An 11270-nucleotide genomic window follows, 5' to 3' on the forward strand; every position below is an offset into this window, starting at 1 on the left:
CGAAACGCCAGAGCGGCGGCCGCCCGGCAGGCGGCCGCCGCTCCACCGCGGGGGCTCAGAAGCCGCGTTCCATGACGGGCTCGTAGAAGTGCGGGTCCGAGGTCGCCAGCGCCCGCAGCCGCCGCGCGTGGTCGGCGAAACCGGGCTGCCGCGTCGCCGCCCGCAGCGCGGCCTCGTCCTTCCACGTGGCCACGTTCACGTACCGGGACGGTTCGCTGGTGGAGCGGACCAGCCGGTGCGAGAGGAACCCCGGCTGCCCGCACAGGAAGTCCGAGGTCTCGGTGAAGACCCGCTCGAACTCCTCCGCCGTGCCCGCGACCACGAAGGTGTTCACGAAGACGATCACTGGCCCGCTCCCTCCCGCCCGGCCGCACCGGGCGCGGCCAGGATCAGTGCCGAGTTGAAACCGTCGAAGCCCCGCGCGACCACCAGGGCGGTGCGCACCGGCATCCTCCGGGGCTCGCCGAGGACCAGGTCGAGCCGGTACCCGGGCACCGGATCGGTCACATTGACCGTCGCGGGCACGACGCCGTCGCGCATCGCCAGCAGCGCCGCGGCGACGTCGACCGCCGCGCCCCCGGCGTACAGGCGGCCCGTCATGGTCTTCGGCGCGGTGACCGGCACCCCGTGCGGGCCGAACACGGCGGCCAGCGCGGCGGCCTCGGCGCGGTCCTGCGCCGCGACGCCCGCCGCGTCCGCGAACACCACGTCGATGTCGCCCGGCGCCAGCGCGGCGTCGTCCAGCGCGAGCCGGATCGCCCGCTCCAGGTTCGGACCGCGCCCGGAGGCGGGCGGCGGGTCGAACGTCGAGCCGTAGCCGGCGATCTCGCCGTACGGCTCGGCCCCGCGCCCGCGCGCCGCCGCGGCGTCCTCCACGATCAGGATGGCGCCGCCCTCGCCGGGCACGAACCCGCTCGCCGAGGCGTCGAACGGCAGGTAGGACCGGGCCGGGTCCGTGCCGCGGCTGATGTCCCGGTGGGAGAGGTGCCCGACCCAGCCCCACGGGCACAGCGCGCTCTCCATGCCGCCCGACACCACGGCCGGCAGCCCGTCGCGGACGTACCGCCGGGCGTGCGCCAGCGCGTCCAGCCCGCCCGCCTGGCCGTTGACCAGCACCCCGCTCGGGCCGCGCAGGTTGTGCCGGATGGAGATCTGGCCGGTGTTGACGGCGTAGAACCAGGCGAACGACAGGTAGGCGCTCACCTTGCCCTCTCCGCCCCACAGCTTCTGCAGCTCCCGCTGGCTGAACTCGTAGCCGCCGGACGTGCTGGCCGTGACCACGCCGACGCCGGAGTCCGGCAGCGCGGCGAGGTCGAGGCCCGCGTCGTCGATCGCCCACCCGGCGGCCATCAGCGCGAGCCGGGTCACGGTGTCGGTCTGCGGGACGAGCCGGCTCGGCAGATGCTCGCCGGGGTCGAATGGCGGGACCTCGCCCGCCAGCGTCGCCGGGTAGCCGGACGGGTCGAAGCGGGTGATCCGGCCGATCGCGGTCGCGCCGTCCAGCGTCGCCCTCCAGTAGGGGCCGGTGCCGAGACCGCCGGGCGCGGCGACGCCGAGGCCGGTGACCACCGCCCGCGCCGCCGTCACGAGTCCGCCTTCGCGAGCACCATCGCGCTCTGGAAGCCGCCGAAGCCGCTGCCCACCGTCAGCACGGCGTCCGCGTCCACCTCGCGCGCGGTCAGCGGCACGTAGTCCAGGTCGCAGGTGGGGTCCGGCTCGTGCAGGTTCGCGGTCGGCGGCACCACGCCGTACTCCAGCGCCAGCGCGCAGGCGGCGATCTCGATGGAGCCGATCGCGCCGAGCGAGTGCCCGACCATCGACTTGATCGAGCTGATCGGCACCCGCCGGGCGTGCTCGCCCAGGCTCCGCTTGAACGCGTCGGTCTCGTGCCGGTCGTTCTGCCTGGTGCCCGAGCCGTGCGCGTTGACGTAGCCGATCCGCTCGGGCGGCAGGCCGGACATGCCGAGCGCGGCGGTGATCGCCTCCGCCATCTCGGTGCCCTGCGCGCGCAGCCCGGTCATGTGGTGGGCGTTCGACCGCACCGCCCAGCCGGTGATCTCGGCGTAGACGTGCGCGCCGCGCGCCCGCGCCCGGCCGAGCTCCTCCAGCACGAACATGGCGCTGCCCTCGCCGAGCACGAATCCGTCGCGGGTCAGGTCGAACGGGCGGCTGGCGGTCGCGGGGTCGTCGTTGCGCGGAGAGGTGGCCTTGATCGCGTCGAAGCAGGCCACCGTGATCGGGGAGATGGGCGCGTCGGTCGCGCCGGTCACCAGCACATCCGCCGAGCCCTCCCGGATCAGCCGGGCCGCGTGCGCGACCGACTCGATCCCGGACGTGCAGCCGGTGGAGACCAGTGCCGTCGGCCCCTCCGCGCCGACCGCCCAGGCGACCTCGGCGGCCAGCGCGGTCGGCACGAACGAGCCGAACAGGTGGGGGACGGCGTACGCGTGGTCCACCAGCCACCTGCGGCCGCCGTCGCTGGCGACCGCGTACTCCCGGTCGAGGGTCATCGTCGCGCCGATCGCGCTGCCGAGGGCGACCCCGGTGCGTGCCGGGTCGAGTTCGGCCGTGCTCAGGCCGCTGTCGGCGAGGGCCTCGCGGGTCGCGGCGACGGCGAGCTGCGCGGTCCGGTCCATCCGGCGGATCTCCTGCGCGCTCAGCCCCTCGGCGACCGGGTCGAAGTCGCACTCGGCGGCGATCCGGGACCGGAAGGCCGAGGCGTCGAAGAGGGTGATCGTGCGCGTGGCGGTCGTGCCGGAGGTCATCAGCCGCCAGAACGACTTGGTGTTCGCGCCGCCGGGCGCGCGCACGCCCATCCCGGTGAGGGCGACGCGGCGATCGGACGGGACAGGCATCGACTCTCAGAGCCCCTTACCCGGCGGCGGCGGGCGCCGGCACGCCGAGGACGACTTCCTGCGGACCTCACGAGTCTCGGAGCGGCGGGTCGAGGTTCTCTCGAGAACCGCTACCTGTTGCGGGACTCCAGGCGGGCTTGAGCCCCGGCTCCTAGCGTCGGCGCCAGGAGCCGAGGAGGGGCCGTGGACGCCAGTGACTACAAGGGCAGGGTGGCGGAGGCCTTCCACTCGGCCGCGCCGACCTACGACCGCGCGGGGGTGGAGTTCTTCACCCCGATGGGACGCCGGCTGGCCGCGCTGGCCGCGCCCCGCGAGGGCGAACGGGTCCTGGACGTCGGCTGCGGCCGGGGCGCGTGCCTGTTCCCGGCCGCCGAGGCCGTCGGCGGGTCCGGCCGGGCGGTCGGCATCGACATCGCCCCGGCGATGGTCGACGCCGTCCGGAGGGAGGCCGCCGAGCGCGGGCTGGCGCAGGTCGAGGCCGCGCTGATGGACGCCGAGCATCCGGAGTTCGACGAGCGGGCGTTCGACCTGGTCGTCGGCAGCTTCAGCATCATCTTCCTGGCGGCGGCCGAGGTCCTGCCGCGCTACGCCCGGCTGCTGGTCCCCGGCGGGCGGCTGGCGTTCAGCAGCCCCCTGTTCACCGAGGACGTCGTCCCGTTCATGCCGCCGGCGCTCGAGGACGTCCTCACCGACGACATCGTGGCCGCCGTCCCCGAGGAGTGGCGGCCGAGGCAGGCCGCCCGCCGGATGTGCGGCTGGCTGTACGAGGAGGCCGACATCGCCCGGACGCTCCGCGCGGCCGGGTTCGGCCGGGTCCGCGTGGTGGACGAGGCCGCGCCGATGGAGATCGCGTCCGGCCGCGACTACGTGGCCTGGTCGCACACGCAGGGGATGCGGCTCTTCTGGCAGTGGCTGCCGCCCGGGCGGGCGCGCGAGCTGACCGGCCGGATGGTCGCGGCGGTCGAGGCCGCCCGGGACGCGGACGGCCGCATCCGCGTCGACATGCCCGTCCGGTACGTGCTCGCCGAGCGTACGTCGGACTGAACGAGCGGCGGAGGAGTCGAGATGTTGACGAGCCGAGGCAGGTTCCTGGCCACCCACGTGGGCAGCCTGCCCCGCCCCGTCCCGGCCGGGGACGAGGACCCCGCGAAGGCGATGGCCGAGATGGTCCAGGCGCAGCTCGACGCGGGCCTGGACGTGGTCAACGACGGGGAGGTGGCCAAGCCCAGCTACGTGGGCTACGTGACCGGCCGGCTGACCGGGTTCGGCGGTCCGCCGCTGCGCCGGACCCGGCGCGCCGTCGAGGAGTTCCCCGAGTACGCCCGCCGCCGGTTCAGCGACCCGGAGCTGGCCCGCACGCTCGCCCAGCCGTCCTGCGACGGCCCGGTGGCCTACGCGGGACGGGCCGTGCTCGACCGCGACCTGGCCGCGCTGAAGGAGGCGACGGCCGGCCGCGACCCGGCCGGGGTCTTCGTGACGGCCGCCTCGCCCGGCGTGATCGGGATGTTCATGCCGAACCGGTACTACCCGTCCGAGGACGAGTACCTGGAGGCGGTGGCCGACGCGATGAAGGAGGAGTACGACGCGATCTCGGCGGCGGGCTTCATCCTCCAGCTCGACTGCCCCGACCTGGCCGCGGGCTGGGAGCAGAGCCCGCCCGGCACGACGCTGCAGGAGTTCCGGGACCGGGTCGCCCGCCGGATCGAGCTGATCGACCACGCCACCCGCGACGTCCCGGCCGACCGGCTGCGGATGCACGTGTGCTGGGGCAACTTCGAGGGGCCGCACCACCACGACATCCCGTTCGCCGACATCGTCGACCTGGTGCTGATGGCCCGGCCGACCGCGCTGTGCGTCGAGGCGGCCAACCCCCGGCACGAGCACGAGTGGGAGATCTTCACCCGCGTCGCGCTGCCCGACGACAAGATCCTCATCCCCGGTGTCGTGGACACCACCACCAACTACATCGAGCATCCCGAGCTCGTCTCGCAGCGCATCCGGCGGTACGCCGACGCGGTCGGCCCCGAGCGGGTCATCGCCGGGACCGACTGCGGCTTCGCGACCTTCGCCGCCGTGGAGCTGATCGACGCCCGGATCGCCTGGGCCAAGCTCGCGGTCGTCGCCGAGGGGGCGAGGCTCGCGAGCGCCCACTACTGGACCCGCGGCTGAGCCGCACCGACCCGAAGGGAACCGTCCGATGACCGATGGCCTGACCTCCGTGCGCCGCATGTTCGAGGGCTACAAGACCGGCAAGATCGACGACGCCGCCGACTACATCCACCCCGGCTACTTCAACCCCGACGCGCTGGAGCGGACCGACACCCGCGGGCCCGACCACTTCGCCGACTGCGTCGCCTGGCTGCACAACGCCTTCTCCGAGCTGCACTTCGAGGAGCTGGAGGTGATCGACAACGGCCCGGTGCTGTTCGTCCGGGTGGTGATGAGCGGCCGGCACACCGGCGACCTGGTCGGCTTCCCCCCGACCGGTCGCGCCTTCTACGCCGAGCAGCTCCACCTGTGCAGGATCGTGGACGGCAAGGTGGAGTACCACCGGGACTGGCGCGACGATCTGGGCGTCCTGCGCCAGCTGGGCTTCCCGAAGGCGGCATGATCGCGCGTTCGCCCCGGTCGGCTTGCTAGCCTCTGCTTGTGGAGGAGACCGAGCCGCCGGAGTCGCTCATTTCCCGGGCGCTCTGGGAGACGCAGCACGCGGTCGAACGGGCGCTCGACACGCAGCTCTCCTCGCTCGGGCTGTCGATGACCCTGTTCGGGGCGTTGACGTTCATCGCGATGGAGCCGGGCCTGTCGGCCGCCGACCTCGCCCGGCGGGCCCGGGTCAAGCCGCAGAGCTCCGCGCACGCCGTGGCCCGGCTCGAACAGCTCGGCATGGTCTACCGGTCGCCGCACCCCGTGCACGGCCGGGTCATGCAGCTGTTCCTGACCGGGCACGGCCAGGAGTTGATCGCCGAGGCCTGGCGGCTCTCGGCGCGGGTCGAGGGTGAGCTGATGGACGAGCTGCCGCCCGCCGCCCGCGCCGAGCTGCTGGTGAGCCTGCGGCGCATCCGGTTCCGCGCCGAGCGGTTCGAGGCCGTCCGGCGCGCCGCCGGTGAGCCCGACCTCACCGGATGACGACGCCCGGCCGGGGATGACGACGCCCGGCCGGGGATGACGACGCCCGGCCGGCGTCCGGTGGCTACCGGTCGGCGAGGGCGCGCCGCGCCAGCCGCTCGATCCGGGGGACCAGCGCCATCGGGGACGCCTCCCGCCGCATCTCGTCCCGCAGGGCGCGGGCGCGGGCGGTGAAGCCCGGATCGTCGAGAACGGCGTCCATCGCCGCCATGACCGTTTCGGCCGAGACCTCGGCGCGCGGGACGCGGATCGCCGCGCCGGAGCCCGCGACCCGGTCGGCGTTGTCGAACTGGTCTCCCATGTGCGGCAGGATCACCTGGGCCAGGCCCCCGGCCAGCGCGGTCAGCGTCGTTCCGGCGCCGCCCTGGTGGACGAGCAGGTCGCAGTGCGGCAGCACGAGGGCGAGCGGCTGCCAGGACACCGCGAGCGTGTTGCCGCCCGGCGGGTCCAGCCGGGCCGCCAGGTCGTCGGAGATCGCGATGACCAGCTCCACGTCCCGGCCCGCGAGCGCGCGCTGCAGGTCGAGCAGCAGGTCCGGGCCGTGCACCCGGGGCACCGTCGTGCCGAGCGTCAGGCAGATCCGGCGCCGCGTCCCGCGGCGTAGCAGCCGTGCCGACGTCGTCCGCGCACCGTTGTAGGGCACGTAGCGCACGCGGTCCGTGGCGGTGCAGGCCGGCAGTTGCAGGCTCGCCGGCCAGACGTCGATCTCCCCGACGGGCCGGGGGAGGCCGGAGAGCCCGAGACGCGCCAGTTCGCCGGCGAGCTGGTCGGCGGCGAAGCCGTCCGCCTCGGGGGTGATCGCGAGCCCCCAGCCGTGCCGGACGACCGGGATCCCGCGCGCCGCCGCCGCCAGCGGCCCGGCGTACTCACTGGTCTCGCTGATCACCAGGTCGGGCCGCCAGCCGTCCACGAGCTCCTCGGTGCCCGGCAGGGTGACCGCCGCCAGCCGGGCGAAGCCGCGCCCGACGTGCTCCGGACCCGGCCCCCGGTGCCGGACCGGGGGCCGGGTCCGGTCCGGCGACATCATCTCGCCCATGCGGACGGGCCCGCTGCTGGCGATCGCGGGCAGCCCGGTGGCGAGCACCTCGCCGACGAAGGAGTCGGGCGTCGCGACCAGCACCTCGTGGCCCGCCGCCCGCAGCGCCCAGGCCAGCGGCACCATCGGGAACAGGTGTCCGGCGCCGGGCGCCGTGGTGACCAGGATGCGCAGGGCGCGGCCGCCCGCGGGCAGGTCCAGACCGGTTGCGTTCACGGTTCTCCCTCGGTTCGGTGACGCTCGGAGTCTCCGCAGGGAGTCTCAAGGGGCACTCGAAGGCGCCTTTAGCAGAGCGTCTGTCAAGTTGCCAGAGAGCCGATAAGATGACAGCCTGTCTGTCATTCCATCCCCCATCGCGAGGAGCGCTCAGCCATGAGCTCCCACATGAGAACGGCCACCCCTCGGCGCCCGGACGGAGAACGGCCGTGACCGGCGGGCGGACGCTCCTCGGCCAGGGCGCCGCGGCCCGGCAGAGGGCCGGCGGCGCGGCCATCGCCGCGGACGGGCTGGTGAAGATCTATAAGGGCGGGGTCAGGGCGCTGGACGGCTTCGGCTTCACCGTCGCGGCCGGCTCGATCTTCGCGCTGCTCGGCCCGAACGGCGCGGGCAAGTCGACCACGGTGAAGATCCTCACCACGCTGAGCCGGCCGACCGCCGGCGACGCCTTCATCGCCGGTTTCGACGTGCTCCGCGAGCCCGGCGAGGTCCGGCGGATGATCGGCGTCGTGGGGCAGCGCTCCGGCGTGGACGGCGCCGCGACGGCCGTCGAGAACCTGCGGCTGCAGGGCCGCGTGCACGGCCTCGGCGCGAAACGGACCAGTGTCCGCACCGCCGAGCTGCTGGAGCGGTTCCGCCTGACCGACGCCGCGAACCGGCCCGCGCGCACCTACTCCGGCGGGATGCGCCGCAAGCTGGACATCGCGATCGGCCTCGTCCACCGGCCCCGGGTGCTGTTCCTGGACGAGCCGACGACCGGGCTCGACCCCGAGGCCCGGGCCGACCTGTGGCGGGAGATCCAGGCCCTGTCCGAACAGGACGCGCTGACGGTGCTGCTGACCACCCACTACCTGGAGGAGGCCGACCGGCTCGCCGACCGGCTCGCGCTCATCGACCGCGGCCGGCTGGTGGTGGAGGGCGCCCCGGAGGAACTGAAGGCCGGGCTGCAGGGCGACACCGTCCAGATCGAGCTCGGCACCGAGTCCCTGCCCGAGCTGCTCCCGGCCGAGCTGGAGCAGCTCGACGCCGTGCGGACGTTCACCGCCGCCGGCGACCGGTTCAGGGCGCAGGTCGAACACGGCGCGACGGCGCTGCCCGCGATCCTCTCGGTGCTGGAGGGGTACCGGGTGCCGGTCGTCTCGGCGACGGTCTCCCGGCCCTCGCTGGACGACGTCTACCTCCAGTACGTCGGCCACGTCTATGACCGGTCGGGCCTCGACGAAGGGGAGGCGCGATGACGACCGCGCTCGCCCATACCTGGTATGTCACGCAGCGCTACGGGCAGTCCGTCGTCCGCCAGCCGGTCTGGGTGCTCAGCGCGCTGCTGCAGCCCGTCATCTGGCTGGTGCTCTTCGGCGCGCTGTTCCGCCGGATCGTCGACATCCCCGGCTTCGGCGGCTCCTACATCGGCTTCCTCACCCCCGCGATCGTGGTGATGACCGCCATGTTCTCGGCGGGCCTGTGCGGCATGACGGTGCTGGCCGACCTGGAATCCGGCGTCGTCGACCGGATGCTGGTCTCGCCCATCCGGCGCGGCGCGATCCTCGGCGGGCTGCTGGTGGAGCAGGCGGCGGTGGTGTTCGTGCAGTGCACGATCGTCCTGCTGCTCGGCCTCGCACTGGGCGCCCGGTACGAGGGCGGACCGCTCGGGGCGCTGGTCCTGCTCGTCGCGGCGGTCGCGCTCGGGATCGCCATCGCCGGGCTGTCCAACGCCGTCGCCCTCACCACCCGCCGCCGGGAGTCGGTCATCGGGGTCGTGCAGCTGCTGCTGATGCCGCTGACCTACCTGTCCGCGGCCTTCATGAAGCTCAGCCTCGTGCCGCCCTGGATCCGGGACATCGCTCACGTGAACCCGGTGAACTGGGCGGTCACGGCGGGCCGGGAGGCGTTGATGGGCGCCCCCGACTGGGGGAGGGTGTTCCTTCACCTCGGACTCACCGTCGCCTTCGCCGTACTGGCGACGCTACTCGGCAACGCCGCCTTCGGCGCCTATCGCCGCTCGGTCTAGGAGGACCGATGAAGACAGAGGCCTGCCGCGTCTGCGGCAACCGCGAACTGCTGCCGCTGCTGGACCTGGGGACGCAGGCGCTCACCGGGGTCTTCCCGAGGACCCCGGCGACGCCCGTCCCGGAGGTGCCGCTGGAACTGGTGATGTGCTCGCCCTCCGGATGCGGCCTGGTCCAGCTCCTGCACACCGCCGACCTTGCGTGGATGTACCACGACGGCTACGGCTACCGCTCCGGGATCCGGCCGTTCATGGTGGACCACCTGGCGGGAAAGGTCCGGGCGCTGCTCCGGCACGTCGCGCCGGGCCCCGGCGACCTGGTGCTCGACATCGGGAGCAACGATGGCACGCTGCTCCGCGCCTACCCCGAGGGACCCCTGCTGGTCGGCGCCGACCCGGTCGGCGAACGCTTCGCCGACGGCTACCCGCGCGGCGCCGAGCTGATCCCCGACTTCTTCACGGCCGAGGCGTTCACGGCCCGGTTCGGGACGCGGCGGGCGGCGGCGGTGACCTCCATCGCGATGTTCTACGACCTGCCCGACCCGATGGCGTTCATGCGGGACGTGCGCGATGTCCTCGCCCCCGAGGGCGTCTGGATGCTGGAGCAGAGTTACCTGCCCGCCGCGCTGGAGACCACCGCCTACGACGTCGTCTGCCACGAGCACCTGGAGTACTACACGCTGCGGCAGATCGAGTGGATGGCCGAGCGGGCGGGGCTGACGGTCGTCGAGGCCGAGCTCAACCCGGTCTACGGGGGCAGCCTGTGCGCGGTCCTCGCGCACGCCGGTTCCGCGCACCGGCGGGACGAGGCGGGCCTGAACCGGATCCGGGCGGCGGAGGCGGCCATGGGCCTGGACACGACCGCGCCGTACGAGGCCTTCGCGAAGCGGGCGGCCGAACGGCGCGACCAGCTTCGGGAGTTCCTCGACACCTCGCGGCGGTCGGGCCTGCTCACCCTGGGGTACGGCGCGTCCACCAAGGGGAACGTGATCCTCCAGTACTGCGGCGTGGACGCCGGCGACCTGCCGTGCATCGGCGAGGTGAACCCGGACAAGGCGGGCTGCCGCACGCCGGGGACCGGCATCCCCATCGTGACCGAGCAGGCGGCCAAGGACATGCGGCCCGACCAGCTGCTCGTCCTGCCGTGGATCCACCGGCCCGGGTACCTGGAGCGGGAGCGGGACTACCTGCGCGGCGGTGGCCGGCTGGTCTTCCCGCTGCCCGTGATGGACGTGGTCGGCGCGCCCTGACCCGCGTCCGGCGGCTCACCCGCGGCAGGCGAACGCCATGAAGTAGGGGTCCACCGACACGTCCAGGACCTCGGGGAAGACCTCGTCGAGGATTCGCCGAACGTCCTCGCTGCCGCGCAGCTGCGTCCGGTAGGCGCCGGAGTTCAGCCGCCCGCCCGACGCCCTGACCAGGATCGCGGTCGCGAGGAACCGGGCGGTGCGGTCGAGATGCCCCACGGTGCCGTACCGGCGCCGCTCGAACTCGTGGAACCGGTCCCTGATCAGCACGTTGCCGATGAGCACGCCGCCGGGCCGGACGAACGAGCGCAGCCTCCGCAGCACGGCCCCGACGTCGCCGAGGTGGTGGATCGCGTCCACGCACACCACCAGGTCCGACGGGGGCAGGCCGTGGTCGTCCCAGAAGTCGCCCTGGATCAGGGTGAGGTCGTCGTGCGCGACCCGTCGCCGCGTCCGGGCGAGGCCCTGCTCGGAGATGTCGAGCGCGGTGATGCTCGAGACACCGGTCAGTTCGGCGGCGAGCCGGGTGAACTCACCGGTGCCGCAGGCGAATTCCAGATCGGTCTCCGCGTCGCGCGCGTACCGGGTGAGGTACTCGCTGATCGTCGACTTCTGACGGTCGAACTCGGCGGCCAGTCCGGGATGCCGTTCGGCGGCGTCGCGGTCCCAGAAACGGCTCGCCCAGTAGGCGTTCCCGTCGGGCGGGACGTCGCGCAGCAGCCGCTGCCCGGTCCATGCCATCGCCTCGGCCAACATCGCGACCCCTTCGTACGTTCCGGCTG

Annotated in this window: 12 protein-coding genes; 7 read left to right on the forward strand and 5 right to left on the reverse strand. The window is 73.8% G+C overall.

What is annotated here, in order from left to right; all coding sequences use genetic code 11:
• Window positions 1–55 precede the first annotated feature (55 nt).
• From ACFPCY_RS22760 to ACFPCY_RS22770, 3 genes are read right to left on the reverse strand one after another with little or no spacing between them, the layout of a single operon-like run.
• Window positions 56–346 (reverse strand): antibiotic biosynthesis monooxygenase family protein, encoded by a 291-nt coding sequence (locus tag ACFPCY_RS22760; RefSeq protein WP_378258225.1) that lies wholly within the window; start codon window positions 344–346, stop codon window positions 56–58.
• A complete protein-coding gene (locus ACFPCY_RS22765; RefSeq protein ID WP_378258227.1) occupies window positions 343–1587 on the reverse strand; it encodes a ketosynthase chain-length factor in 1245 nt (414 codons plus the stop codon). Before ACFPCY_RS22765 ends, ACFPCY_RS22760 begins: the two co-directional genes overlap by 4 nt.
• Window positions 1584–2855 carry a beta-ketoacyl-[acyl-carrier-protein] synthase family protein gene (locus tag ACFPCY_RS22770; protein WP_378258229.1) on the reverse strand — a complete coding sequence of 424 codons (1272 nt, stop codon included), beginning with the start codon at window positions 2853–2855 and terminating at the stop codon, window positions 1584–1586. Before ACFPCY_RS22770 ends, ACFPCY_RS22765 begins: the two co-directional genes overlap by 4 nt.
• Window positions 2856–3038: 183 nt before the next feature.
• Here ACFPCY_RS22770 and ACFPCY_RS22775 point away from each other — a divergent pair, with 183 nt between their 5' ends.
• The 4 genes from ACFPCY_RS22775 to ACFPCY_RS22790 are packed head-to-tail and all read left to right on the forward strand — an operon-like array spanning window position 3039 to window position 5984.
• Window positions 3039–3899 (forward strand): class I SAM-dependent methyltransferase, encoded by an 861-nt coding sequence (locus ACFPCY_RS22775; RefSeq protein WP_378258231.1) that lies wholly within the window; start codon window positions 3039–3041, stop codon window positions 3897–3899.
• Between the two features lie 21 nt (window positions 3900–3920).
• On the forward strand, window positions 3921–5024 hold the full coding sequence (locus ACFPCY_RS22780) for a cobalamin-independent methionine synthase II family protein (RefSeq protein ID WP_378258233.1): 1104 nt from the start codon (window positions 3921–3923) through the stop codon (window positions 5022–5024).
• A 28-nt stretch (window positions 5025–5052) separates the two neighbouring features.
• Window positions 5053–5466: an ester cyclase gene (locus ACFPCY_RS22785; protein ID WP_378258235.1), complete on the forward strand. Its 414-nt coding sequence runs from the start codon at window positions 5053–5055 to the stop codon at window positions 5464–5466.
• Between the two features lie 38 nt (window positions 5467–5504).
• On the forward strand, window positions 5505–5984 hold the full coding sequence (locus tag ACFPCY_RS22790; RefSeq protein ID WP_378258237.1) for a MarR family winged helix-turn-helix transcriptional regulator: 480 nt from the start codon (window positions 5505–5507) through the stop codon (window positions 5982–5984).
• A gap of 64 nt (window positions 5985–6048) precedes the next feature.
• Here the strand turns inward: ACFPCY_RS22790 and ACFPCY_RS22795 are convergent, their stop codons facing one another.
• Window positions 6049–7236, reverse strand: a complete 1188-nt coding sequence (locus ACFPCY_RS22795; protein ID WP_378258239.1) for a nucleotide disphospho-sugar-binding domain-containing protein — start codon at window positions 7234–7236, stop codon at window positions 6049–6051.
• Window positions 7237–7445: 209 nt separating this feature from the next.
• On the opposite strand from ACFPCY_RS22795, the gene ACFPCY_RS22800 reads away from it, so the two are divergent.
• From ACFPCY_RS22800 to ACFPCY_RS22810, 3 genes are read left to right on the forward strand one after another with little or no spacing between them, the layout of a single operon-like run.
• Window positions 7446–8474, forward strand: a complete 1029-nt coding sequence (locus ACFPCY_RS22800; protein ID WP_378258240.1) for an ATP-binding cassette domain-containing protein — start codon at window positions 7446–7448, stop codon at window positions 8472–8474.
• Window positions 8471–9244 carry an ABC transporter permease gene (locus tag ACFPCY_RS22805; protein WP_378258242.1) on the forward strand — a complete coding sequence of 258 codons (774 nt, stop codon included), beginning with the start codon at window positions 8471–8473 and terminating at the stop codon, window positions 9242–9244. The genes ACFPCY_RS22800 and ACFPCY_RS22805 overlap by 4 nt, the downstream gene beginning before the upstream one ends.
• 8 nt (window positions 9245–9252) lie before the next feature.
• The gene (locus ACFPCY_RS22810) at window positions 9253–10491 is read left to right on the forward strand and encodes a class I SAM-dependent methyltransferase (protein WP_378258243.1); all 1239 of its coding nucleotides are present in this window, start codon (window positions 9253–9255) and stop codon (window positions 10489–10491) included.
• A 15-nt stretch (window positions 10492–10506) separates the two neighbouring features.
• On the opposite strand, the gene ACFPCY_RS22815 is transcribed toward ACFPCY_RS22810, so the two are convergent.
• Window positions 10507–11244, reverse strand: a complete 738-nt coding sequence (locus ACFPCY_RS22815) for a class I SAM-dependent methyltransferase (RefSeq protein WP_378258245.1) — start codon at window positions 11242–11244, stop codon at window positions 10507–10509.
• Between the last annotated feature and the right edge of the window lie 26 nt (window positions 11245–11270).

Source organism: Actinomadura gamaensis (genome assembly GCF_042652125.1).
In the GTDB taxonomy this organism is placed as follows: Bacteria; Actinomycetota; Actinomycetes; order Streptosporangiales; family Streptosporangiaceae; genus Spirillospora; species Spirillospora gamaensis.

Bases quoted from the DNA above. Each gene is read 5' to 3' on its own strand.
- ACFPCY_RS22815 (WP_378258245.1), bottom strand. From the start codon at position 11,244: ATGTTGGCCGAGGCGATGGCATGGACCGGGCAGCGGCTGCTGCGCGAC.
- ACFPCY_RS22770 (WP_378258229.1), bottom strand. From the start codon at position 2,855: ATGCCTGTCCCGTCCGATCGCCGCGTCGCCCTCACCGGGATGGGCGTG.
- ACFPCY_RS22805 (WP_378258242.1), top strand. From the start codon at position 8,471: ATGACGACCGCGCTCGCCCATACCTGGTATGTCACGCAGCGCTACGGG.
- ACFPCY_RS22785 (WP_378258235.1), top strand. From the start codon at position 5,053: ATGACCGATGGCCTGACCTCCGTGCGCCGCATGTTCGAGGGCTACAAG.
- ACFPCY_RS22810 (WP_378258243.1), top strand. From the start codon at position 9,253: ATGAAGACAGAGGCCTGCCGCGTCTGCGGCAACCGCGAACTGCTGCCG.
- ACFPCY_RS22780 (WP_378258233.1), top strand. From the start codon at position 3,921: ATGTTGACGAGCCGAGGCAGGTTCCTGGCCACCCACGTGGGCAGCCTG.